Origin of the sequence: Bradyrhizobium oligotrophicum S58 (assembly GCF_000344805.1) — a bacterium.
GTDB classification, from domain to species: Bacteria; Pseudomonadota; Alphaproteobacteria; order Rhizobiales; family Xanthobacteraceae; genus Bradyrhizobium; species Bradyrhizobium oligotrophicum.
The window spans coordinates 7,514,376-7,539,154 of record NC_020453.1 but is presented as its reverse complement, the minus strand read 5'-3'; the positions used below and the strand labels follow the sequence as shown (position 1 = coordinate 7,539,154).

The following is a 24,779-nucleotide window of genomic DNA, read 5'->3' as shown; positions in this document are numbered from 1 at the left end:
GGTCGACTGGTGAGGCGTGATCTTCTCGTGTTCAATGCTATGATCACGTTTGGACACTTATCGGCCGGCCATCCGGAAGACGTCCCGGACAAGGGGCGGGACTGCAAACAGGATCGGCGGATCACGAGCTGAACCGAAAAGATTGAGGGAGGATTTTATGAGGAAGGCCTATCTGGCGGCGGCTGGCGTCATCGCGATGCTTGCAGCTGCTCCTGCGCTGGCGCAGACCAGCGAGATCACCATCGGCATCACCACGACCACGACCGGCCCCGGCGCCGCGCTCGGCATCCCCGAGCGCAACGCGCTCGAATTCGTGCCGAAGGAAATCGGCGGCGTGCCGCTGAAGGTGATCGTGCTCGACGACGGCGGCGATCCGACCACGGCAACCACCAACGCGCGCCGCTTCGTGACGGAGTCCAAGGCCGACATCATCATGGGCTCGGCGCTGACGCCGCCGACCATCGCGGTGTCCAACGTCGCCAGCGAAGCCGGCATTCCGCATTTCGGCCTGGCGCCGTTCCCGGTTACGCCGGAGCGCGCCAAGTGGTCGGTCGTGATGCCGCAGCCGGTGCCGATCATGGGCAAGGTGCTCTACGAGCACATGAAGGCGCACAACATCAAGACCGTCGGCTATATCGGCTATTCCGACTCCTACGGCGACCTCTGGTTCAACGATCTGAAGAACCAGGGCGGGCCGATGGGCATCACCATCGCCGACGAGGAGCGTTTTGCGCGTCCCGACACCTCCGTCACCGGCCAGGTGCTCAAGCTGGTCGCCGCCAATCCGGATGCGATCCTGGTCGGCGCCTCCGGCACCGCGGCTGCTTTGCCGCAGACCGAGCTGCGCGAGCGCGGCTACACCGGCCTGATCTACCAGACCCACGGCGCGGCGAGCATGGACTTCATCCGCATCGCCGGCAAGGCGGCGGAGGGCGTGATCATGGCCTCGGGTCCGGTGATGTCGCCGGAAACGCAGGATGACAGCGCGCTGACCAAGAAGCCCGGCCTCGAGCTGAACAAGGCCTATGAGGCCAAGTATGGCCCGAACAGCCGCAGCCAGTTCGCCGGTCACTCCTTCGACGCGTTCGAGATCCTCAAGCGCGTCATCCCGGTGGCGCTGAAGACCGCCAAGCCCGGCACGCCGGAGTTCCGCGAGGCCATCCGCCAGGCGCTGATGACCGAGAAGGACATGGCGGCCTCACAGGGCGTCTACAACTTCACCGAAAAGGATCGCTCGGGCCTCGACGACCGCTCCCGCATCATCCTGACCGTGAAGGACGGCAAATACGTCCCGGCGAAGTGAGCCGCACAGACCATATAAGCATCAGGAAAGGCCGGCTCGGTGAGCCGGCCTTTCGGCTATTGGGACCACGATCCTTGATCTTTTGGGAGGCCCCCCATGATTCCCGCCCCCACCGGAGCCACCCGGCTCCACATCATCATCGGTGATCCGATCGCGCAGGTGCGCGCGCCGGCGGGCGTCAGCCAGGCTTTTGCGGAGCGCGGCCGCGACGCCATCCTGGTCGCGATGCAGGTCGCGCCGGCGGATCTGCCCGACTTCATCTCGGCGATGACGCGGGTGAAAAACCTCGACGGCATCGTCGCGACCATCCCGCACAAATTCGCCTGCTATCGCGCCTGCGCGACGGCGACCGAGCGCGCGCAGTTCATCGGCGCCGTCAACCTGATGCGCCGTGACACCGATGGGGGCTGGCACGGCGACATGGTCGACGGCCTCGGCTTCGTCGGTGCGGCGCAAGCCAAAGGGTTTGACCCCGCGGGCTGTCGCGCGCTGCAGATCGGGGCCGGCGGTGCCGGCTCGGCGATCGCACTCGCGCTGATCGATGCCGGGGTCAGCGAACTCGCCATTCACGACAGCGATGCCGGGCGTCGCGATACGCTGATCGCACGGCTCAATGAGCGGGGCAGGGGCCGTGTGCTGGTCGGCTCGCCGGATGCCACCGGCTTCGACATGGTCGCGAATGCGACGCCGGCTGGCATGCGGCCCGGCGATCCCCTGCCGGTCGACATGGCGACGGTCAGTTCGTCGGCCTATTGCGGCTGCGTCATCACCCGGCCGGAGGTGTCGCCGTTCATCGCCGAAGCGCGTGCGCGCGGCTGCCTGACGGCGACCGGCACCGACATGTACCGGGCGCTGGAGCGTGTGATGGTCGACTTCCTGCTGATGCGGGAGACGCCATCCTGAGACAGCGCCTCACACGATCGAGATTGGGCTCAGCTGGCCGCCGTCTCGGCGAAGCCGAGATAGCTCGCCGCGACGCGCTGATCGGTCGCGATCTCGCTCGCCTTGCCGTTGAGCACGAACTCGCCGAGCTCCATCACATAGGCGCGATCGGCGACGTTCAGCGCGGCCTTGGCGTTCTGCTCGACCAGCAGCACCGAGACACCCTCCTGGCGCAGCTTGGCGACGATCTCGAAGATGCCGGCGACGATGATCGGCGCGAGCCCGAGGCTCGGCTCGTCCAGCATCAGCATCTTCGGCGCGCCCATCAATGCACGGCCCATCGCCAGCATCTGCTGCTCGCCGCCGGAGAGCGTGCCGGCGAGCTGCTTGCGCCGCTCCTTCAGCTTCGGGAACAGCGTGTAGACGTGCTCGAAGCCTCTGGAAGCGTGCGCCTTGCTCATGCGGAAGGCGCCGAGCTGCAGATTGTCCTCGACGTTCATGGTCGCGAACAGCTCGCGATGCTCCGGCACCAGGCAGAGGCCGCGCGCGACGCGGTCCTCGATCTCCAGCCGGGCCATGTCCTCGCCGAGGAAGGAGACGCGGCCCTTCAGCGGAAACACGCCCATGATGGCGCTGAGCAGCGTGGTCTTGCCGGCGCCGTTGGCGCCGATGATGGTGACGATCTCGTTCTCGGCGACGGTGAGCGAGACCGAGCGGACCGCCTCGACCTTGCCGTAGGAGACGTGAGCGTCGGTGACTTCCAGCAATGTGCTCATGCGTCGGCTCCGAGATACGCCTTGATCACCTCGGGATTGGTCTTGATCGCGGCTGGTGTGCCCTCGGCGATCTTGGTGCCGAAATCGAGCACCACGATGCGGTCGGCGAGATCCATGACGAAGCCCATGTCGTGCTCGACCAGCAGCACCGACATGCCGCCGGCGCGGAGATCGCGCAGCAGCGCGCCGAGGCGCTGCTTCTCCATGTGGCGCAAGCCGGCTGCGGGCTCGTCGAGCAGCAGCAGCATCGGATCGACGCACAGCGCGCGGGCGATCTCGACGATGCGTTGTTGGCCCAGAGAAAGAGAACCAGCGAGCTGGTGCATCTGGTCGCCGAGCCCGACGCGCTCGATCTGCCGCGCGGCTTCCGCAAGCAGCTTGGCTTCGTCGCCGCGGTCGAGCCGGAACATGCTGGAGATCGCGCCCGAGTGGCCGCGCAGATGGGCGCCGATCGCGACGTTCTCCAGCACGGTCATGTCCGGCACCAGCTTGACGTGCTGGAAGGTGCGGGAAATGCCGAGCTTGACGACGTCCTGCGGCGGCGCGTTTCCGACGGCCTTGCCGAGCACCGAGATGTTGCCGGAGGTCGGCGGCAGCACGCCGGTGATCAGGTTGAAGGTCGTGCTCTTGCCGGCGCCGTTGGGTCCGATCAGCGCCACGATCTCGCGGGCCTGGACGTCGAACGAAACGTTGTTGACCGCGACCACGCCACCGAACTGTTTTCGCGCGTTGTCGACCTGCAGCAGCACGCCGGGGGTCGATGCGGCGCGCATGCGGGCCGGCAGCTTGATCGTGGTGTCCGGCTTCTTGGCGATGGGCTTGAACGGCAGCCGCGCGGTCAGCCATGGCCACAGGCCGGTCGGCGCGAGCTGGAGAAGCGTGACGAGGAGAATGCCGAACACGATGGTCTCGAGCTGGCCCTCGCCATGCAGCAGCAGCGGGAGGTAGCTCTGCAGCACCTCCTTCAGGATCACGACGATCGCAGCACCGAGCACGCCGCCCCAGACATAGCCGGCGCCGCCGACGACGGCCACGAACAGATATTCGATGCCGGCCTGGGCGCCGAACGGCGTCGGGTTCACCGCGCGGGTGAAATGCGCGTAGAGCCAGCCGGACAGGCCGGCGAGCACGGCGGCATAGATGAACACCAGCAGCTTGGCGCGCGGCGAATAGACCCCGAAGGCCTCGGCGGCGATGTGCCCGCGGCGCAGCGCGCGGATGGCGCGGCCGGTGCGGGAGTCCAGAAGGTTCATGGTCAGCAGCGCCGAGATCAGCACGGCGGCCCAGATCGCGAAGTAGATCGTGCCGGGATCGAGCATCCTGAGGCTGCCGATCGACAGCGGCGGAATGCCGGAGATGCCGTCATTGCGGCCCAGGAAGGCGAGCTTGCTGAACAGGTAGAACAGGCCGAGACCCCAGGCGAGCGTACCGAGCGGCAGATAGTGGCCGGACAGCCTGACGGTGACGAGACCGAGCAGCACCGCGGCGAGTCCCGACACCAGCAGCGACAGCGGCAAGGTGAGCCAGGGCGATATGCCGTAGTTGGCGGACAGCACCGCCGTGGTGTAGGCGCCGAAGCCGACGAACGCGGCCTGGCCGAACGAGGTGAGGCCGCCGACGCCGGTCAGCAGCACCAGCCCCATCGCGACCAGCGCGGACAGGCCGATATTGTCGAGCAGCACGATCCAGAACGGCGGCACGCCTGGGATGAACGGGATCGCCGCAACGATGACGGCAAAGATGATGAGAGGCCAACGCTCGCGCACGGCTCAATCCTTCTCTTCTTCGACCGCGGGCGCGGCGAGCGAACGCAGCAGCAGAACCGGGATCAGCAGCGTGAACACGATCACTTCCTTGAAGTTCGAGGCGTAGAACGAGGAGAACGCCTCGACGATGCCGACGACGAGCGCGGCGACGGCGGTCAGCGGGTAGCTGATCAGGCCGCCGATGATCGCGGCGATGAAGCCTTTGAGGCCGATCAGGAAGCCGGTGTCGTAATAGAGCGTCGTGATCGGCACGATCAGGATGCCGGAGAGCGCGCCGATGGTGGACGCCAGCAGGAAGGCGATCTGGCCGGAGAGCGTGGTGCGGATGCCGACCAGGCGGGCGCCGAGCCGGTTGACCGCCGTGGCCCGCAGCGCCTTGCCGTACAGGGTCAGGCCGAAGAACAGCCAGAGGCCGACGATGAAGGCGACGGTGATGCCGTAGACCGCCATGCCCTGGCCGGTGAAGCGCAGCGAGCCGAGCGTGACGTTGGCGGTGAGCAAGGTCGGGCCGCGCTGGCCCTCGGCGCCGAAGAACAGCAGGCCGAGGCCCTGCAGCGCCAGGTGAACGCCGACGGAGGCGATCAGCAGCACCAGCACGGAGGTGTGGGCGAGCGGCTGGAACACGATCCGATACAGCGACAGGCCGATGCTGGCGACAATCAGCAGCGACAGCACCAGGCTGACGCCGGCGGGCATGCGCTGGTCCGCAGCCCACATGCTGGCGAGCAGCACGGCCACGGGGAAGGCGACGTTGAGGCCGAAGGCGCGAAGCATGCGCGGCGCATGCAGCGTCTTGCGCATGGCGTAGAGGTCGAAGGCAAAGGCCGCGAGCCCGATGACGACGGCGAGCTTCGCCGTGCCCGGCATGCGCCCGGCGGCGAGCGAGGCATAGGTGAGGGCGCCATAGGTGACGAATTCGCCCTGCGGGATCAGGATCACCCGGGTGACGGCAAACACCAGCACGAGCGCCAGCCCGAGCAGGGCGTAGATCGCGCCGTTGGTAATGCCGTCCTGCAACAGGAACAGCAAGATCGTTGTGTTCAAGACCGGACGCTCCCCCTCTGTGGTGACCCGATGCGGCTGCGCCTGGCGCCATGCCGCTGGTCAGGGCAGTTGAATTGGGCTGCCCGTGTTTGATATGGTGGATAACAATTATCGATTATAATCTCAAGGCCGCTGTTCCGGCTGCGGCATTCGAGACCAGGGATGGAAGCAGGTGTGATGAATTTGGCGGATTGTGATGGCCGATAGCGCCAAGCCCGTCAGCGGACCCTCGAGGGAAGGCCGCAAGGAAGCTGCCGTAGCGGCCGACGAGACGCAAGCGGTCCAGCTCGGTGAGCTCTCCGATCTGCTCGGCTATGTGCTGAAACGGGCGCAGCTGAAGGTGTTCGAGGACTTCCTGCGCTGTGTGGCGCCGCTGCAGCTGACGCCGGCGCAGTTCTCGGTGCTGCTGCTGCTGGACGGCAATCCGGGCCGCAACCAGACCGAGATCGCCAATACCCTCGGCATCCTCCGGCCGAATTTCGTGTCGCTGCTCGACAGCCTGGAAACCCGCGATCTCTGCACCCGCGTCCGCTCGGCCAATGACCGACGCTCCCACATCCTGATGCTGACCGAGAAGGGGCGTGCCGTGCTCGCCCGCGCCAAGAAGCTCGTGATGTCGAAGCACGAGGCGCGGCTCAACGAGCTGCTCGGCCCGGATGGGCGCGAGGCGCTGCTGGCGATGCTGACCAAGGTCGCGGAGGAGTTCTGAAGGGCGCCGTCGCGCCCCTCAATCGACCAGGATGACCCTGACGTCGTTGACGTTGGTCAGCGTCGGGCCGGTCTGCAGCAGGCCGCCGGTGGCGGCGAAGAACGCGGTGGCGTCGTTGTTGGCGAGATAGGCCTGCGGATCGAGCTGCTGCGCCCGCATCGCCGCGATGACCTCGGCATCGACCAGCGCGCCGGCCGGATCGGAGGCGCTGCCGCCGCCGCCATCGGCGCCATCGGTGTCACCGGCCAGTGCCGCGACGCCCTCCATGTCCTTGAGGAGATCGGCCAGTGCCAGCGCATATTCCTGGTTCGGCCCGCCGCGACCCTGGCCGCGCACCGTCACGGTGAGTTCGCCGCCCGAGATGATGGCCATGCGGCGGCCGAGCGCGCGGGCCTCGCGCGCCAGCTTGGCGTGGTCGGCGGCCACCTCGCGCGCCTCACCCTCGAGGTCGGCGCCGAGATCGAGCACGTCATAGCCCGCGGCTTTGACGCTGGCGACCGCGGCTTCGAGCGAGCTGGCCGGACGCGCGATCAGCTCGAACGAGGCGCGGGCGAAGGCTGGATCGCCCGGCTTGCAGCTTTCATTGGCGGCATCCTCGAGCGCCCGGGCGATCGCCGGGTCGACCTCGAGCTTGTATTTGGCAACGATCGCGCGGGCATCGGCAAGCGTGGTCGGATCCGGCACGGTCGGACCCGACGCGATCGCCGAGGGGTCGTCATGAGGCACGTCCGAAATGGCGAGCGTGACGATTTCCGCCTTGTGTCCGGCACGGGCCAGGCGACCGCCCTTGATGCGCGACAGATGCTTTCGAACGGTGTTCATTTCGCCGATCGGCGCGCCCGAGCGCAGCAGCGCGCGGGTCAGTTGCTGCTTCTGCGCGAAGCTCACGCCATTGGCGGGCGCGACCCAGTTTGCGGAGCCGCCGCCCGAGATCAGCACCAGCATCAGGTCGTCGGCTTCGGCCGTCGCGGCCAGCTGCAATGTCTCCTCAGCAGCCTTGAGCCCGGCCTCGTCAGGCGTCGGATGACCAGCCTCGATCACCTTGACCCGCCGCGTCGGCACGCCATGTCCGTGGCGAGTCGTCGCGATGCCGGTCAGCTTCGCGGGATCGAATCCCAGCGTGTCCAGGTAATGGCGTTCCGCCGCGACCGCCATCGCGGCTGCGCCCTTGCCGGCGGCAAGACAGATGATGCGTCCCTTGGGGGCCGCCGGCAGGAAGGCCGGCAGCACGATATCGGGATGCGCCGCGGCGACCGCGGCGTCGAAGATGGCGCGCAACAGCGGACGGCGGCTGGTCATGCGGCGCCGCCCGCGCCGGCGCAACGGCTCACTTCAACTCGCCGCTCATGACCTCGCCGAACAATTGCCAGCGTTCGCCCTTGAACTGCATCAGCTGCAGCTGCTCGATCGGCTGGAAATCCTCGGGACCCGTGGTCAGCGTGATGCCGGGCAGCAGGCCGCCCTGCGCAAACTGTTTCAGGCTTGCGGCCTGCTTCATGACATTGGCGCGGGTCAGTTCGTCGCCGCATCGCTTCAGCACCTCGACCATTGTGGTGGCGATGTTGTAGCCGGTCAGCGCCGACGAATCCACGGGGTTGATCTCCGGCAGATATTTGGCCAGCAGCTCCCTGAACGCGCCGAGACCGGGGTCGTTGGCCCATTGCGGATCGGACGCGTCCTTGGCGTAGGCGGCCGAGATCACCCCTTGCGAGTTCTCGACGCCGGCCGGGCGCATCACCGCAGCCGTCGAGGCGCTGACATTGGAGATGATGGTGAGCGGCTTCCAGTTCATCTCGCCGAGCTTCTTGATCGCCTGGGCGCCGGACTTCGGCGTCGTGAACAGCACCACGATGTCGGGATTGGCCGACTTCATCTTGACGATGTGCGATTCGACCGTGGGTTCGGCGATCTCGTAGCTCTCCTCCAGCACAAGGCGCGACGTATCGCCGAGGCCGTCCTTGAGGCCCTTCAGATAGTCCTTGCCCATGTCGTCGTTCTGATAGAGCACCGCGATCTTACCGGTCGGCTGCTGGACGGCGAGATATTTCGCGTAAATGCGCGCTTCCGACTGGTAGCTCGGCAGCCATCCCATGGTCCACGGAAAGGTCTTCGGCTCGTTCCACTTGGTGGCGCCGGTCGCGACGAACAGCTGCGGCACCTTCTTGGAATTGAGATATTTCTGGATCGCCGTGTTCGGCGCGGTGCCGAGCACGCCGAACAGGAACAGCACCTCGTCGCTCTCGACCAGCTTGCGCGCCTGCTCGACCGTCTTCGGCGGCGAATAGGCGTCGTCATAGGAGATGAAATTGATCTTGCGGCCGTTGATGCCGCCGTCGTCATTGACCTTCTTGAACACGGCCGTCATCGCCTTGCCGACCGAGCCGTAGGCCGAGGCCGGACCGCTATAGGGCACGATGTTGCCGATCCTGATCTCGGTATCGCTGGCGCCGGTGTCGTATTTCTTGTCGGCGTACGCGGTGCCGGCGGCAGCACCAAAGACGGCAAGGCCGAGCATGCCGGATACGGCGCGGCGGGTGAGGGCGGTGGTCATGGGAAGAGGACTCCTTCTCGGCCTTCGAGCTTGGCCTTGTTGTTGGATCCGCCCGCAAGGCGAGCGACTCGTTTCACTCCGGACGAGTCCCCATAGCGCAGCAGCGCGTGGTGCGTAACCGCCGCCGATGCATGACCACCGTTCTTTGAACTCCTAGCTTAAGAAATACTTGGTGAAGACAGCGCAGATGCCTGGACATGCAGCCTCCTGCGGCGCGAAGCCGCAGGAGGCCATGCTCGTTGTGTTCCGAGCAGCTAGCCGCCGACGTCAGCCGAGATGACGTCGCCGAACAATTGCCATCGCTCGCCGGTGAAGCGCATCAGCTGAAGCTGGCTGATCGGAGCAAAGTCGGTCGCGGAGGTGTCGATGGCGATGCCGGGCAGCAGCACCCCGGTGCGAAAGCCGCGCAAGCTCGCGGCCTGCTTCATGACGTTCTCCCGCGTCAAATCGTCCCCGCACTGCTTGAGCACCTGCACCAGCGTCTGTGCCACGCCGTAGCCGACCACGGTGCCATTATCCAGCTTGTCGCCCTCCGGAAAATCCTTCGTCATGAACTCGAGATAGCTCTTCATGCCGGGATCGTCGGCCCATTGCTGGTCGGTGGTGTCCTTCAGGTACTGCGCGGAGACGATGCCCTGGGCATTGGCAAATCCCGCCGGCTTGATCACGCTGCCGACCGAGGCCGAGACGTTGTTGAGAATGTGCAGCGCCTTCCACTCGATCTCGGCCGACTTCTTGATCGCCTGCGCCGCGAATTTGGGCGTCGTGATGTTCATGAACACGTCGGCGCCGGTCGACTTCAGCTTGACGATGTGGTTGTCGATCGTGGGTTCGGTGGTCTCGTAGCTCTCCTCCATGACGATCATGCTCGCCGCCTTGGCGCCGAGGCCGTCCTTGAGGCCTTTCAGATAGTCCTTGCCGTAATCATCGTTCTGGTAGAGCACCGCGATCTTGGCATCCGGCTTCTCTTTGAGGAGATACTTTGCATAGATCCGCGACTCGGCCTGGTAGCTCGGCTGCCAGCCCATGGTCCACGGGAAGTTGGATGGGTCGTTCCACTTGGTGGCGCCGGTGGCGACGAACAGTTGCGGCACCTTCTTGGCGTTCATGTATTTCTGGATCGCCGTGTTCGAGGGCGTGCCGAGCGAGTTGAAGATCAGGAGCACCTCGTCGCTCTCGACCAGCTTGCGCGCCTGCTCGACTGCTTTCGGTGGGGAATAGGCGTCGTCATAGGAGATGTAGTTGATCTTGCGGCCGTTGATGCCGCCTTCGGCGTTGATCTTCTTGAAATACGCCGCCTCCGTCTTGCCGATGATGCCGTAGGCCGAGGCCGGCCCGCTATAGGGCATGATGTTGCCGATCTTGATCTCGGTGTCGGAGGCGCCGGTGTCGTATTTCTTGTCGGCAGCGGATGCGCCGCTCGAGGCGAGGACGATTGCGGCGGCCGTAGCGAGGGCTGCCCTTCGCGTGATCATCATGGTGCGTTTCTCCCGTTCTTGTTCTGGGTGACGTGTCGTGACTTCCTTGAGGAAGCTCTTGTTGTGACGGGAACTATAGCAGAGACGGCGCGGCGCGGTTGCGACATCGCGGCACGGTCCGTGTTTTCGCGGTCCAAACCTGCGATCCGTCATGTGCAGTTGCGAGAGAGGTGCACAATTTCAGCGACAGGTGCCTTGCAATAACAGCCTGAGATAAAGAAACTGGCGGGCGCTCACTGTTGTTAGCAAGACCGCACGGGCCATGAATGAAAAAGCCCCCCGTGCCGATGGCACGGAGGGCCAGTGGAGATCGGCACCGCTTTCTGCGGCGATGCGCGATGACTCCAATCCTCGGCTACTCGATGGCGCCGCTGATCGCTTCGCCGAACAGCTCCCACTTCTCGCCCTTGAACCGCTGCATCTGCAGTTGCTCGATCGGTGCGAAGTCGGTGGCCGAGGTGTTGATCTTGACGCCCGGCAGCAGCGTGTCCGGGGTGAAGTCCTTCAGGCTCGCCGCCTGCTTCATGACGTTGGCGCGGGTCAGGTCGTCGCCGCACATCTGCAGCACCTTCACCACCGTCTGCGCGGCGCCGTAGCCATAGACGACGGAGCTGTCGAGCTTGTTGGCGTCCGGAAAATACTGCGCAAGAAATTCGGTGAATTTCTTCATGCCGGGATCGTTGTCCCACTGGGCATCTGCGGCATCCTTTGCGTAGGCGGCCGAGAGGATTCCTTGCGAGTTCTCGAAGCCGGCCGGCTTGATCACGCTGCCGACCGAGGCGGACACGTTGACGACAAGATGGGTCGGGTGCCAATCGATCTCGGCGAGCTTCTTGATCGCCTGCGCTGCGAATTTCGGCGTGGTGACGCTGAAGAACACGTCGGCACCGCTGGCCTTGAGCTTGACGATGTGGCCGTCGATCGACGGTTCTGACGTCTCGTAGCTTTCCTCCATGACGATCATGGATGCGGCCTTGTCGCCGAGACCGTCCTTGAGGCCCTTCAGATAGTCCTTGCCGAAATCGTCGTTCTGGAACAGCACGCCGACCTTGGCGCCCGGCTTGTCCTTGAGCAGGTACTTCGCATAAATGCGGCCCTCGCTCTGGTAGCTCGGCTGCCAGCCCATGGTCCATGGGAAGTTCTTCGGATCGTTCCACTTGGTCGCGCCGGTGGCGACGAACAGCTGCGGGATCTTCTTGCCGTTGAGATATTTCTGGATCGCCGAGTTCGAGGGCGTGCCGAGCGGATTGAAGACGAACAAGACCTCGTCGCTTTCGACCAGCTTACGCACCTGTTCGACCGCCTTGGGCGGCGAGTAGGCGTCGTCATAGGAGACGAAGTTGATCTTGCGGCCGTTGATGCCGCCTTCGGCATTGATCTTCTTGAAATACGCCTCCTCGGTCTTGCCGATCACGCCGTAAGCGGACGCCGGGCCGCTATAGGGCATGATGTTGCCGACCTTGATCTCGGTGTCGGATGCGCCGGTGTCGTATTTCTTCTGGGCGAATGCTCCGCCCGAGGTGAGGGCGATGACCGCCGTCGCGAGCGCGGCGATTCGTAGGTGTCGGGAGACGAGCAAGATTTTCCTCCTTAGCTTTTTCTTACTTTGTTCAGCAGCTGCTGAGCGACCATCGCCACCTGCCGCGCGCCGTGCGGCACGAGGAAGATGATCAGGAACAAGAGAATGCCGAACACCGCGCCGGACAGGCCCTTGGAGATGCCTTCGGCGATGTTGGGAACGAAGATGATGAAAGCCGAGCCGATGAACGATCCGGGCAGCCAGCCGACGCCGCCGACCACCATGCCGAGGAACAGCGAGATCGCGAGCACGATCGTGTAGCTGTCGGGCGCCACGAATTGCACGGCGATGGCCCCCAACCCGCCGGCCACGCCGGTGATGCCGGCAGAGACGCCGAATGCCAGCGTCTTGTAGGTCGCAACGTCGATGCCCATGGCGGAGGCCGCGATCTCGTTGTCGCGGATCGCCATGAAGGCCCGGCCGGAGCGCGAGCGCAGCAGGTTCACCGAGAAGATGTAGATCGCGATCGTGATGACAAGCGTGAAATAATACAGCCACATGTCCTGCGACATCGGCAGGCCGAACGGCGCATCGGGCTTGGTCACGACCAGGCCCTGCACGCCGCCGGTCCAGGGCTCGAAAAAGCCGAGCTTGAGGATCTGCGGCATGGCGGTGGCCAGCGCGAAGGTGGCGAGCGCGAGGTACACCCCCGACAGCCGCAGCGCCGGCTGGCCGAACAGGAAGCCGGCGCCGAAGCAGACGACCCCGGCCACCGGCAGCGTCAGCGCGTAGTTGACGTTGTACTGCTCCATCAGGATTGCCGACGTATAGGCGCCGACGGCATAGAACGCGCTATTTCCGAGCGAGAACTGGCCACTGCCGCCGGTCAGGATGTTGAGCGCCAGCACGGCGAGCCCGTAGATCAGCAGCATCGTCATCTGGAAGATGATGAAATTCTTGACGAACAGCGGCACGACCATGAGCAGCAGCACGATCACGAAGGTCGTGCCGGAGCTCAAGGTCATGGCCCGCTTCGGAACCGCCGCGACCGCGGGCGCCTGGGATGTGATGTCCTCGATTGCGCTCATGATCAGACTCGCTTCACGATGTTGCGGCCGAACAGGCCGGCGGGCTTGATGACCAGAACGGAGATGATGAGCGCCAGGGCGATCGGCAGCTTCATCTCGTTGCCGACATGCGGGATGTAGGTTCCGGCGAGATTCTCGAAGATGCCGACCATGAAGCCGCCGAGCACGGCGCCGAACGGACTGGTGAGGCCGCCAAGCACGGCTGCGGCAAAGCCATAGATCAGCACGCCGCCCATCATGTTGGGCTCGAGGAACACCACCGGCGCGATCAGCATGCCGGCGATCGAGCCGATCGCCGCCGCCATGCCCCAGCCGAGCGCGATCATCCACGAGGTGTTGATGCCGACCAGGCGGGCAGATTCAGGCACAGCCGCCGCGGCCCGCATCGCGAGGCCAACCCGCGTGTACTGGAAGAAGAAGTAGAGCCCGACCAGCAGTACCAGGGTGATGCCGATCATGCCAGCCTGGTGGGTCGAGATCAGCTGGCTGCCGAGAAAAGGCGAGGATCCGAACGGCGTCGGATATTGCTTGATGGTGAAGTCCCAGGTCAGCCCGGCGAAGGAGTTGATGATCGAGTACAGCGCGATGAAGCCGGCGACCTGGGTCAGGATCGGCGCCTTCGCGAGCGGCTTGAACAGCACGCGCTCGATCGCGATGCCGCCGGCGAACGAGAAAGCCAGCGTCACCACGAAGGCAACCCAATAGGGCAGGCCCCATTGCATCAGCTGCCACGAGATGAAGGTCGAGAACATTGCCATCTCGCCTTGCGCGAAGTTGAGATGGTCGATCGCCTGGTAGATCATCACGACCGCGAGCGCCATGCAGGCGTAGATCGCGCCCGTGGCAATGCCGGCCAGGACCTGGTTGGTGAAGAGTTCCATTGTCCCGCTCCGTTAGTAGCCCAGATAGGATTTGCGGACGTTCTCGTCGTTTGCGATGTCCTTGGCCGCGCCCGACATGACGATGCGGCCGGTCTCGATCACATAGGCCTGATCGGCGAGCTCGAGCGCCAGCTGCGCGTTCTGCTCGACGACGAGGATCGAGACCTTCTCCTCGCGATTGATCTTGCCGAGGATGCCGAACAGATCGCGCACCACCAGCGGCGCGAGGCCGAACGACGGCTCGTCCAGCAGCATCAGCCGCGGACGCAGCATCAAGGCGCGTGCCACCGCCAGCATCTGCTGCTCGCCGCCGGACAAGGTGCCGGCCTGCTGGGTGTGGCGCTCCTTCAGCTTCGGGAAGTAGGAGTACATCCGCTCGATGTCGGCGACGATGCCCGCTTTGTCGCCGCGGGTGATGGCGCCGAGCTGCAGGTTCTCCTCCACCGTCATGTTGGTGAAGGTGCCGCGGCCCTGCGGCACGTGGGCGATGCCGAAGCGGACGATGCTCTCGGTCGATTTGTTGTTGAGCGGCTTGCCCTCGAACTCGATCGCCCCGGTCGAGCGCACCATGTTGCAGATCGCGCGCAGGGTCGTGGTCTTGCCGGCGCCGTTGGCGCCGAGCAGCGTCGTCAGCGAGCCCTCGTTGAGCGAGAACGACAGGCCGTGAAGGGCCTGGACCTGGCCGTAGTAGGCGCGCAGATCCTTGACGTTCAGAAGCGCCGTCATTGATCCTTGCTCCCGAGATAGGCCTTGATGACGTCGGGATCGGCCTGCACCTGGGCCGGCGTGCCCTCCGCGAGCTTCTTGCCGAAATTCAGTGCGACGACGTGGTCGGCGATCGACATCACCAGGCCCATGTGGTGCTCGACCAGCAGCACGGTGACATGGCGCTCGTCGCGGATGCGCCGGATCAGGTCGCCCAGCACATAGACCTCTTCGTGATTGAGGCCGCCAGCGGGTTCGTCGAGCAGCAGGATCTTTGGATCGGCGGCGAGCGCGCGCGCCAGCTCGACACGCTTCTGGGTGCCGAACGGCAATCCGGACACGGTCTTGTGCGCGACGTCCTCGAGCTTGAGATAAGCGAGGATCTCGTGAACCTTGGTGTTCACCGATTTCTCGCTGCGCCGGATCCAGGCGAGGCGCAGCGAGTCGGAGATGATGTCGCTCGAGGTCCGCGCGTGGGTACCGACGCGGACGTTGTCGAGCACGGACAGATTGGGAAACAGCGCGACGTTCTGGAAGGTACGGCCGATGCCGATCTCGGCGATGCGATGCGGCGGCCGCTTCAGGATGCTGCGGCCCTCCATCAGGATGTCGCCGGAACTCGGCTGGTAGAGCCGGCTGAGGCAGTTGAACAAGGTCGTCTTGCCGGCGCCGTTGGGGCCGATCAGTCCGAGGATCTGGCCTTCGCGCATGTCGAACGAGACGCCGTTAAGCGCCACGATGCCGCCGAACACGACGCTGACGTCGCGCACGGCGAGCAGCGGATCGCCGGTCTGGGCGAGTTGTGCCTGCGTCATCTCGTCTCGCCCCTCCCGAAATCGCTCAGGTCGGGACGCGGCGCCAGCCGACCGCGACGATGCAGGCTATCTGATACCCTCGGCAACACGGGCAACTTTTCCTCCTGGCTTCGGCTTCTTATTGAGTTCTTTGTTTGATTGGTTGTTTGTTTGATTAGTTTGCGGCGCGAGTCCCCCGAGCGCCGCTTCGATGTTCCTTACCATCGCGACGAGACGAGGTCCAATGTCGGTGCGCAGACGCTCTTCCGTGAAGCGGAATGCAGGCGCCCCGCAGTTCACCGCATAGGGACCAGTTCCGTCGTTGAGCTTCAGCGCGACGCCGACGGCGTGCACGTCGTCCTGCCATTCCCCCGCCGAGATTGTGAAGCCGTATTTGGCGACCGTCTCGCCGGCGCGCTCGATGCCGTCGCGGATCTTCGGCCAGCGGCTGCCGTAATGCTCGCGCATGTCCCGCATCAATGCGGCGCGCTCGTCATCCGGCAGCGCCCAGATGTAGGCGCGGCCCATCGCGGTGGTCGCGATCGGGATGCGTGATCCGACGTCGAGCTGAACGTTGACGACGCCGTGCCGGCTCTGGCCGAAATAGATCATGCTGAGCCGGTCGCGGCCGCCGATCGCGACCGCACCGCCGGTCTCGCGCATCAGCTGCTCGCGAAACGGCTCGGACAGGTGCCGGACGCCGAGATTGGCGAGCGCGGCATAGCCGAGCAGGAGCGCGGATGGCGCGAGCTGATACTTCTCGAAGCGCGGCACCGGCGTGAGATAGCCGAGCTTGGTCAGCGTGTACGTCAATCGCGACACGGTGGGCTTCGGCAGATTGGTGCGCGCGGCAATTTCCTGGTTGCCCAGCAGTCCGTCATTGGGCCGGAACGCCCTCAGCACTTCGAGGCCGCGCGACAGCGCAACGACGAAGCTGCGATCGGTCGCGGCTTTCTTCCCTGGGCGTTTCATGTCATCGGCTGTTGATTGATGAGCCTCGTTGACAACGCTCGTGCTTCAAAATAACCCTGGATGTCAAGATGTGGAATTAGATTTCGCACTGCGGAATTGATCGTCGGCAGCGGGTAGACGCAAGCATGGCCGATATTCTGCGCAAATGAAGAGCCAAGAATTGGTCGGAACGTTAACCGGCCACAAAGAAACGACATCCCAAGGAGCCTAGCGTGAGCGAAGTGGCAAAGCTTGATCGTCATGACATCGTCGGCATCGTCACCATCGACAGTCCGCCCGTCAATGCGCTGAGTGCCGCAGTGCGCGGCGGCATCCTGGACAACGTCAACGCTGCGATCGCCGATCCCGCCATCAAGGCGATCGTGCTCACCTGTGGGGGGCGGACTTTCATCGCCGGCGCTGACATCACCGAGTTCGGCAAGCCGCCGAAGCCGCCGGCGCTCAACGACGTCTTGAGTGCGATCGAGAACAGCCCCAAGCCTGTGATTGCCGCCATTCATGGAACGGCGCTCGGCGGTGGCCTCGAAGTGGCGCTTGCCTGTCATTATCGTGTCGCCACCAAGGAGGCGAAGCTGGGCCTGCCGGAAGTCAAGCTCGGGCTGCTGCCGGGCGCGGGCGGAACGCAGCGCCTGCCGCGCGCGGTGGGCCCGGAGCTCGCGGTCAAGATGATCGTCGGCGGTGATCCGATCGGCGCGGCGGAGGCCCTCAAGTCCGGCCTAATCGAGGAGATCATCGAGGGGCCGGCATCGGGCGGCGAGGCGTTCGCGCGCAAGGTGCTGGCGGAGAACCGCCCGCTGCGCAAGTTGCGCGACGACGAGTCCAAGATCGCGGCGGCCAAGGCCGATCGCTCGATCTTCACCAATGCGGTGGCTGCGATCACCAAGAAGTCGCGCGGCTTGGAAGCGCCGTTCGCGGCAGCCGACGCCGTCGGCTACGCAATCGACCTGCCGTTCGACGAGGGCCTGAAGAAGGAGCGCGAGGGCTTCCTCAAGCTCGTCGCCAGCGACCAGTCCAAGGCGCAGCGCTACGCCTTCTTCGCCGAGCGCGAGGCCGCCAAGATCGCCGGCGTGCCCGAGGGCACCAAGGGGCGCAAGGTCGAGCGTGTCGCCATCATCGGCGCCGGCACCATGGGCGGCGGTATTGCGATGTCGTTCGCCAATGCCGGTGTCCCGGTCACGCTGATCGAGACTGCCGAAGAGCAGCTCAGGCGCGGCATGGGCATCATGCAGAAGAACTGGGAGGCGACCGCGGCGCGCGGCGGCATCCCGGCCGATGCGCCGGCCAAGCGCATGGCGCTGATCAATGGCGTGGTCGGACTCGAGAACGTCGGCGATGCCGACCTCATCATCGAGGCGGTGTTCGAAACCATGGCGGTGAAGAAGGAAGTGTTCGGCAAGCTCGATCAATACGCCAAGCCGGGCGCCGTGCTCGCGTCCAACACCTCGTACCTGAATATCGACGATATCGCCAAGCAGACCAGCCGTCCGCAGGACGTGCTCGGCATGCACTTCTTCTCGCCGGCCAACGTGATGAAGCTGTGCGAGATCGTGCGCGCCGAGAAGACCGCGCCGGACGCGCTGGTCACCGCGGTGTCGATCGCGCGCAAGATCGCCAAGGTGCCGGCCGTGGTCGGCGTCTGCGACGGCTTCGTTGGTAACCGCATGCTGGCGCAGCGCGGCAAGCAGGCCGAGAAGCTGCTGTTCGAAGGCGCGCTGCCGCAGCAGGTCGACGCCGTCGTCACCAAGTTCGGGATGCCGATGGGCCCGTTCGCGATGGGCGATCTCGCCGGCCTCGACATCGGCTGGCGCTCGCGCAAGGACCGCGGCATCAAGAGCGAGATCGCGGACGCGCTGTGCGAAGCCGGCCGCTTCGGCCAGAAGACCGGCAAGGGCTACTACAAATACGAGGCGGGCTCGCGCGCACCGCTGCCCGATCCCGACGTCGAGAGGCTGATCGACGAGACGCTCGCCAAGCTCGGCCTCAAGCGCCGCGCCGTCAGCGACGAGGAGATCCTCGAGCGCATGATGTATCCGATGATCAACGAGGGCGCGAAGATCCTCGCCGAAGGCATCGCCGCACGGCCGTCGGATATCGATGTCGTCTGGCTCTATGGCTATGGCTGGCCGATCTATCGCGGCGGTCCGATGTACTGGGCTGACAGTGTCGGCCTCAAGCACATCGCCGAGCGGCTCGCGTTCTACGCCAAGGAGACGAACGATCCGTCGCTGGAGCCGGCGCCGCTGCTGAAGAAGCTCGCCGATGAAGGCAAGACGTTCGCGTCGCTGGCGCAGGGGAAGGCCGCTTGAGGCCGACGTTTCGCTGTTGCTCCGTGCGCAGGTGCGCTCCCCTCCCCTTTGCGGGGAGGGGTCGGGGGTGGGGGTCCACAACGGCAGTCTCGCTTGGGGCCACCCCCCTCCCTGACCCTCCCCCACAAGGGGGGAGGGAACAGAAGCAGCGGGGCCACCTGACGCCAACGGAATTTGAGCTCGCATGACCCATCCCGGCGAACAGTTCTATCCCGAAGGCGTCCGCTGGGACGACACGATCGCGCGCGGCACGTTGCCGGATCTGCTGGCGCAGGCGGTGGATGATTTCGGCGATCGCGACGCGCTCGAATTTCGCGACCGCCCCATCACCTTCAAGCAGCTCGCAGCGCTCGTCGACCAGGCCGCCGCCGCCTTCCTGCGCGCGGGCTTTGGCAAGGGCGCCTCGATCGCGCTGTTCCTCGGCAATACGCCGGATCACCCGATCAACTTCTTCGGTGCGCTCAAGGCCGGCGCCCGTGTCGTGCACCTGTCGCCGCTCGACGGCGAGATCGCGCTGTCGCACAAGCTCAGCGACTCCGGCGCGCGCATCCTGGTGACGTCGAATCTGTCCGCACTGCTGCCGACGGCGCTGAAGTTCCTGGAGAAGGGCCTGCTCGATCGCCTGATCGTCTGCGAGGATGATCACTGGGGCAAGGTCGGTACGCCGCAGACGACGTTGCCCGACAACGCAGCGGTGATCACGCATCGTGCCTTCGTCGACGGCGCAGCAGAGCCCGCGGTGTGGCCTGCGATCTCGCCCGACGACATCGCGCTGCTGCAATATACCGGCGGCACCACCGGCCTGCCCAAGGGGGCGATGCTGACCCACGGCAATCTCACCTCGGCGGTGTCGATCATCACGCTGTGGAGCCGCGCCACGCGGACCCAGAGCGAGGGCACCGGCCGCGTCATCTGCGTGCTGCCGCTGTTTCATATCTACGCGCTGACCGTGGTGCTCCTGACCGCGCTGCGTCTCGGCAACCTGGTTTCGCTGCATCAGCGCTTCGACGTCGAGGCCGTGCTGCGCGACATCGAGCAGAAGCGCGCGAACTATTTCCCCGGCGTGCCGACGATGTGGATCGCGATCGCCAATCTGCCCGATCTCGACAAGCGCGATCTGTCGTCGCTGACCAGCGTCGGCTCCGGCGGCGCGCCGCTGCCGGTGGAGGTCGCGCGCATCCTGGAGCGCCGCGTCGGCATGAAGCTCAAGAGCGGCTGGGGCATGACCGAGACCTGCTCGCCCGGCACCAGCCATCCCAAGGAGGGGCCGGACAAGCCCGGCTCGATCGGCATCGCGCTGCCCGGCATCGAGATGGACGTCGTGTCGCTGGAAGATCCTGCGAAGGTGCTCGGTACGGGCGAGGTCGGCGAGATCCGGGTCAAAGGACCGAACGTCACCGCGGGCTACTGGAACAGGCCGGAGGAGACGGCGCAGTCCTTCGTCGGCGACCGCTTCCTCACCGGCGACATCGGCTATGTCGATGCCGACGGATTCTTCTTTCTCGTCGACCGCAAGAAGGACATGATCATCTCCGGCGGCTTCAACGTCTATCCGCAGATGATCGAGCAGGCGATCTACACCCATCCTTCCGTGCAGGAGGTGATCGTGATCGGCATTCCCGACGCCTATCGCGGCGAGGCCGCCAAGGCCTTCATCAAGCTGCGCGATGGCGCCGCGCCGTTCCCGGTCGAGGATCTCCGCGCCTTCCTGACCGGCAAGCTCGGCAAGCACGAGCTGCCGGTGGCCGTCGAGTTCGTCGACGAGCTGCCGCGCACGCCGGTCGGCAAGCTGTCGCGCCACGAATTGCGCCAGCAGCAATCACCACCGTCTCACGTCAAACATCAGTAACAACAACAGGAGGTCCGCCCATGACCGATGCCGTCATCGTTTCCACCGCCCGCACGCCGATCGGCAAGGCCTATCGCGGTGCGCTCAATGCCACCGGCGGCGCCACCTTGCTCGGCCACGCCATCGGCGAGGCCGTCAAGCGCGCCAAGGTCGATCCTTCCGAGATCGAGGACGTCGTGATGGGCGCGGCCCTGCAGCAGGGCTCGACCGGCGGCAACATCGCGCGCAAGGCGCTGCTGCGCGCCGGCCTGCCGGTGTCGGTCGGCGGCACCACGATCGACCGCCAATGCGCCTCCGGCCTGCAGGCGATCGCGCTCGCGGCGCGCTCCGTGATCTTCGACGGCGTCGAGATTGCGGTCGGCGGCGGCGGCGAGTCGATCTCGCTGGTTCAGAACGACAAGATGAACAGCTTCCAGGCCACCGACCCGGCGCTGCTCGAGATCAAGGGCGACGTCTACATGCCGATGATCGACACCGCCGAGATCGTGGCCAAGCGCTACGGCATCTCGCGCGAGCGGCAGGACGAATATGCGCTGGAGAGCCAGCGCCGCACCGCGGCCGCGCAGCAGGGCGGCAAGTTCAACGACGAGCTGGCGCCGATCAGCACCAAGATGGCCGTCACCGACAAGGCCACCGGCAACATCTCGTTCAAGGACATCACTCTGTCGCAGGACGAAGGTCCGCGCCCCGAGACGACCGCCGAAGGCCTTGCCGGCCTCAAGGCCGTGCGCGGCGACGGCTTCTCGATCACCGCCGGCAATGCCAGCCAGCTGTCCGACGGCGCCTCGGCCTGCGTCATCATGAGCGACGCCAATGCCGCCAAGCGCGGCCTGCAGCCGCTCGGCATCTTCCGCGGCTTCGTCTCGCATGGCTGCGAGCCCGACGAGATGGGCATCGGCCCGGTGTTCGCGGTGCCGCGTCTGTTGAAGCGCCATGGCCTCACCGTCGACGACATCGGCCTGTGGGAGCTCAACGAGGCGTTCGCGGTGCAGGTGCTGTATTGCCGCGACAAGCTCGGCATCGACCCCGACAAGATCAACGTCAATGGCGGCGCCATCGCGGTCGGCCATCCCTACGGCATGTCCGGTGCGCGCCTGACCGGCCACGCGCTGATCGAAGGCCGCCGCCGCAAGGCCAAGTACGCCGTCGTCACCATGTGCGTCGGCGGCGGCATGGGCGCCGCCGGCCTGTTCGAGGTGCTGCAGTAACGAACGACCGTAATCCCGCGCGCAACTCGCGCGGGATTTCCCACAACTGTCGTCCCGGGCAAGCGCAGCGCAGACCCGGGACCCATACCGCGTGATGCCGCTTGGGGCATTCTGGCAGCCACCTTCGCTCCCAACGACGGCCGGTGGTTATGGGTCCCTGCGTTCGCAGGGACGACAGCTGAGCAAGACGAACGATTTGAATACCTAAGGGAGGATCCAATGGATCTTGCATTCACGAGCGAAGAGCAGGCGTTCCGCGAGGAAGTCAGGCAGTTCTTCAAGGACAGCGTGCCGCCGGAGACCAGGCGGAAGATGATCGAAGGCCGCCATCTGTCGAAGGACGAGATGGTGACCTGGTGGCGCATCCTCAACAACAAGGGCTGGGGCGTTTCGCACTGGCCCGAGGAATATGGCGGCACCGGCTGGACCTCGGTGCAGCACTACATCTTCAACGAGGAGCTGCAGGCCTATCCGGCGCCGCAGCCGCTCGCGTTCGGCGTCAGCATGGTCGGCCCGGTGATCTACACCTTCGGCAACGAGGCGCAGAAGAAGCAGTATCTGCCGCGCATTGCCAGTGTCGACGACTGGTGGTGCCAGGGCTTCTCCGAGCCGGGCTCCGGCTCCGATCTCGCCTCCCTGAAGACCAAGGCCGAGCGCCGCGGCGACAAGTGGATCATCAATGGCCAGAAGACCTGGACCACCTTGGCCCAGCACGCCGACATGATCTTCTGCCTGTGCCGCACCGACCCCTCTGCTAAGAAGCAGATGGGCATCTCCTTCATCGTCTTCAGCATGAAGTCGAAGGGCGTCACCGTGCGTCCGATCCAGACCATCGATGGCGGCCATGAGGTCAACGAGGTGTTCTTCGACGACGTCGAGGTGCCCATCGAGAACCTGATCGGTGAGGAGAACAAGGGCTGGGACTACGCCAAATTCCTGCTCGGCAATGAGCGCACCGGCATCGCTCGCGTCGGCGTCTCCAAGGAGCGCATCCGCCGCATCAAGGAGCTTGCCGGCAAGATCGAGTCCGGCGGCCGTCCGGTGCTGGAGGATCCGTCGTTCCGCGAGAAGCTGACGGCCTGCGAGGTCGAGCTGAAGGCGCTGGAGCTGACGCAGCTGCGCGTCGTTGCCGACGAGGGCAAGCACGGCAAGGGCAAGCCCAACCCGGCGTCCTCGGTGCTGAAGATCAAGGGCTCCGAGATCCAGCAGACGACGACCGAGCTGCTGATGGAAGTGATCGGCCCGTTCGCCGCGCCCTACGACATCCATGGCGACGAGGACAGCAACGAGACCATGGATTGGACCGCCCAGATCGCGCCGAGCTACTTCAACAACCGCAAGGTCTCGATCTACGGCGGCTCCAACGAGATCCAGCGCAACATCATCGCCAAGGCGGTGCTGGGGCTGTAGCACTCTGGTTTAACACACACAGATGTCGTCCCCCGCGAAGGCGGGGGACCCAGTACGCCGCGGCAGTCGTGGCAGATCACAACCGCCGCGGCGTACTGGATCCCCGCTTTCGCGGGGATGACGAGTGAATGACTGGCGACGATGGCGCCCATAACAAACGCACGCGTTTCGAGAGAGCAACTCACATGGATTTTGATCTCAGCGAGGAGCAACGTCTCCTCAAGGACAGCATCGACGGCCTGCTGGCGGATGCCTATGATTTCGACAAGCGCAAGCTGTACATGAAGGAGAAGGGCGGCTGGAGCCGGACGATGTGGTCCAAGCTCGCCGAGCAGGGCCTGCTCGGTCTGCCGTTCTCCGAGGACGATGGCGGCTTCGGCGCCGGCGGCGTCGAGACCATGATCGTGATGGAAGCGATGGGCCGCGCGCTGGTGCTCGAGCCGTATCTGGCGACCGTGGTGCTGTCGGGCGGCTTCCTCCGCCATGGCGGCTCGGCGGCACAGAAGGCCGCGCATCTGCCCGGTATCATCGACGGCAGCAAGACGTTCGCCTTCGCCCAGCTCGAGAAGCAGTCGCGCTACGACCTGTTCGACGTTGCCACTTCTGCGAAGAAGAAGGGCGACGGCTGGGTTATCGACGGCGAGAAGTTCGTCGTGCTCAACGGCGAGAATGCCGACACGCTGATCGTCACCGCGCGCACGGCTGGCGGTCAGCGCGACAAGTCCGGCATCGGCGTGTTCATCGTTCCCGCTGATGCCAAGGGTGTCACCCGCAAGGGCTATCCGACCCAGGACGGACTGCACGCGGCCGATATCGCCTTCACCGGTGTCGAGGTCGGTGCTGATGCCGTGATCGGCGATCCCGCTGATGGCCTGCCGCTGATCGAGCGTGTCGTCGACGAGGCCCGCATCGCGCTGTGCGCCGAAGCCGTCGGCCTGATGGACGAGTCGCTCTCGACCACGGTCGAGTACATCAAGACGCGCAAGCAGTTCGGCGTCGCGATCGGCTCGTTCCAGTCGCTGCAGCACCGCGCGTCCGACATGTTCGTGGCGCTGGAGCAGGCCCGCTCGATGTCGATGTTCGCCACCATGGCCGCCGATTTCGACGACGCCCGGGAGCGCGCAACGTCCATCGCCGCAGCGAAAGTGCAGATCGGCAAATCGGCCAAGTTCGTCGGCCAGCAGGCGATCCAGCTCCATGGCGGCATCGGCATGACGATGGAGGCCAAGATCGGCCACTACTTCAAGCGTCTGACGATGATCGAGACCACCTTCGGCGACACCGACTACCACATGCGCCGCGTCAGCGAGGCGGGTGGGTTGATCTAGCTCTCCAAGTGACTCCGTCATTGCGAGAAGCGAAGCGACGAAGCAATCCAGAGTCGCGCACGCGGCCCTGGATTGCTTCGCTTCGCTCGCAATGACGGCAGAGCAGAATTCGTAGCCCGGATGAGCGCAGCGACATCCGGGTTCTCCGCCAAAGTTCGTGTGAACCCGGATATCGCTGCGCTCATCCGGGCTACGAGGCCGCTGCCGAGG

The 24,779-nt window shown here is 65.2% G+C and carries 20 protein-coding genes; 8 read left to right on the top strand and 12 right to left on the bottom strand.

The window, feature by feature from the left end:
• The first annotated feature begins 157 nt into the window (after positions 1-157).
• On the top strand, positions 158-1,303 hold the full coding sequence (locus S58_RS32635) for an ABC transporter substrate-binding protein (protein WP_015669708.1): 1,146 nt from the start codon (positions 158-160) through the stop codon (positions 1,301-1,303).
• 96 nt (positions 1,304-1,399) lie between these two features.
• Positions 1,400-2,206, top strand: coding sequence for a shikimate dehydrogenase family protein (locus S58_RS32630; protein ID WP_015669707.1), 807 nt, complete (start codon positions 1,400-1,402; stop codon positions 2,204-2,206).
• A gap of 29 nt (positions 2,207-2,235) precedes the next feature.
• Here the strand turns inward: S58_RS32630 and S58_RS32625 are convergent, their stop codons facing one another.
• Genes S58_RS32625 through S58_RS32615 form a run of 3 tightly spaced genes read right to left on the bottom strand, consistent with a single transcriptional unit; the run spans position 2,236 to position 5,771 of the window.
• Positions 2,236-2,961: an ABC transporter ATP-binding protein gene (locus S58_RS32625; RefSeq protein ID WP_015669706.1), complete on the bottom strand. Its 726-nt coding sequence runs from the start codon at positions 2,959-2,961 to the stop codon at positions 2,236-2,238.
• On the bottom strand, positions 2,958-4,727 hold the full coding sequence (locus S58_RS32620) for a branched-chain amino acid ABC transporter ATP-binding protein/permease (RefSeq protein ID WP_015669705.1): 1,770 nt from the start codon (positions 4,725-4,727) through the stop codon (positions 2,958-2,960). Before S58_RS32620 ends, S58_RS32625 begins: the two co-directional genes overlap by 4 nt.
• 3 nt (positions 4,728-4,730) lie before the next feature.
• Positions 4,731-5,771: a branched-chain amino acid ABC transporter permease gene (locus S58_RS32615; protein WP_015669704.1), complete on the bottom strand. Its 1,041-nt coding sequence runs from the start codon at positions 5,769-5,771 to the stop codon at positions 4,731-4,733.
• 196 nt (positions 5,772-5,967) lie between these two features.
• Here S58_RS32615 and S58_RS32610 point away from each other — a divergent pair, with 196 nt between their 5' ends.
• On the top strand, positions 5,968-6,480 hold the full coding sequence (locus tag S58_RS32610) for a MarR family winged helix-turn-helix transcriptional regulator (RefSeq protein ID WP_015669703.1): 513 nt from the start codon (positions 5,968-5,970) through the stop codon (positions 6,478-6,480).
• Positions 6,481-6,498: 18 nt separating this feature from the next.
• On the opposite strand, the gene S58_RS32605 is transcribed toward S58_RS32610, so the two are convergent.
• The 9 genes from S58_RS32605 to S58_RS32565 form a co-directional block, all read right to left on the bottom strand.
• Positions 6,499-7,779, bottom strand: a complete 1,281-nt coding sequence (locus tag S58_RS32605) for a glycerate kinase type-2 family protein (RefSeq protein ID WP_015669702.1) — start codon at positions 7,777-7,779, stop codon at positions 6,499-6,501.
• A gap of 28 nt (positions 7,780-7,807) precedes the next feature.
• The gene (locus tag S58_RS32600; protein ID WP_015669701.1) at positions 7,808-9,031 is read right to left on the bottom strand and encodes an ABC transporter substrate-binding protein; all 1,224 of its coding nucleotides are present in this window, start codon (positions 9,029-9,031) and stop codon (positions 7,808-7,810) included.
• A gap of 254 nt (positions 9,032-9,285) precedes the next feature.
• Entirely contained in the window at positions 9,286-10,509 is a 1,224-nt protein-coding gene (locus tag S58_RS32595; protein WP_015669700.1) for an ABC transporter substrate-binding protein, read from the bottom strand.
• A gap of 355 nt (positions 10,510-10,864) precedes the next feature.
• Complete coding sequence (locus tag S58_RS32590) at positions 10,865-12,088, bottom strand: ABC transporter substrate-binding protein (protein ID WP_015669699.1); 1,224 nt, start codon at positions 12,086-12,088, stop codon at positions 10,865-10,867.
• Between the two features lie 11 nt (positions 12,089-12,099).
• A complete protein-coding gene (locus S58_RS32585; protein ID WP_015669698.1) occupies positions 12,100-13,116 on the bottom strand; it encodes a branched-chain amino acid ABC transporter permease in 1,017 nt (338 codons plus the stop codon).
• A gap of 2 nt (positions 13,117-13,118) precedes the next feature.
• On the bottom strand, positions 13,119-13,997 hold the full coding sequence (locus S58_RS32580) for a branched-chain amino acid ABC transporter permease (RefSeq protein ID WP_015669697.1): 879 nt from the start codon (positions 13,995-13,997) through the stop codon (positions 13,119-13,121).
• 12 nt (positions 13,998-14,009) lie between these two features.
• On the bottom strand, positions 14,010-14,723 hold the full coding sequence (locus S58_RS32575) for an ABC transporter ATP-binding protein (RefSeq protein WP_015669696.1): 714 nt from the start codon (positions 14,721-14,723) through the stop codon (positions 14,010-14,012).
• Entirely contained in the window at positions 14,720-15,517 is a 798-nt protein-coding gene (locus S58_RS32570) for an ABC transporter ATP-binding protein (RefSeq protein ID WP_015669695.1), read from the bottom strand. The genes S58_RS32575 and S58_RS32570 overlap by 4 nt, the downstream gene beginning before the upstream one ends.
• A 66-nt stretch (positions 15,518-15,583) precedes the next feature.
• Positions 15,584-16,468 carry an IclR family transcriptional regulator gene (locus S58_RS32565; protein ID WP_015669694.1) on the bottom strand — a complete coding sequence of 295 codons (885 nt, stop codon included), beginning with the start codon at positions 16,466-16,468 and terminating at the stop codon, positions 15,584-15,586.
• Between the two features lie 212 nt (positions 16,469-16,680).
• Here S58_RS32565 and S58_RS32560 point away from each other — a divergent pair, with 212 nt between their 5' ends.
• The 5 genes from S58_RS32560 (at position 16,681) to pimD (ending at position 24,569) form a co-directional block, all read left to right on the top strand.
• On the top strand, positions 16,681-18,774 hold the full coding sequence (locus tag S58_RS32560; RefSeq protein WP_015669693.1) for a 3-hydroxyacyl-CoA dehydrogenase NAD-binding domain-containing protein: 2,094 nt from the start codon (positions 16,681-16,683) through the stop codon (positions 18,772-18,774).
• Between the two features lie 184 nt (positions 18,775-18,958).
• Complete coding sequence (gene pimA, locus S58_RS32555; RefSeq protein WP_015669692.1) at positions 18,959-20,623, top strand: dicarboxylate--CoA ligase PimA; 1,665 nt, start codon at positions 18,959-18,961, stop codon at positions 20,621-20,623.
• A gap of 20 nt (positions 20,624-20,643) precedes the next feature.
• Complete coding sequence (locus S58_RS32550) at positions 20,644-21,831, top strand: acetyl-CoA C-acyltransferase (RefSeq protein WP_015669691.1); 1,188 nt, start codon at positions 20,644-20,646, stop codon at positions 21,829-21,831.
• Between the two features lie 219 nt (positions 21,832-22,050).
• Positions 22,051-23,241: a pimeloyl-CoA dehydrogenase large subunit gene (pimC, locus tag S58_RS32545; protein WP_015669690.1), complete on the top strand. Its 1,191-nt coding sequence runs from the start codon at positions 22,051-22,053 to the stop codon at positions 23,239-23,241.
• Positions 23,242-23,426: 185 nt separating this feature from the next.
• Positions 23,427-24,569: a pimeloyl-CoA dehydrogenase small subunit gene (gene pimD / locus S58_RS32540; protein ID WP_042340369.1), complete on the top strand. Its 1,143-nt coding sequence runs from the start codon at positions 23,427-23,429 to the stop codon at positions 24,567-24,569.
• Positions 24,570-24,779: the final 210 nt, after the last annotated feature.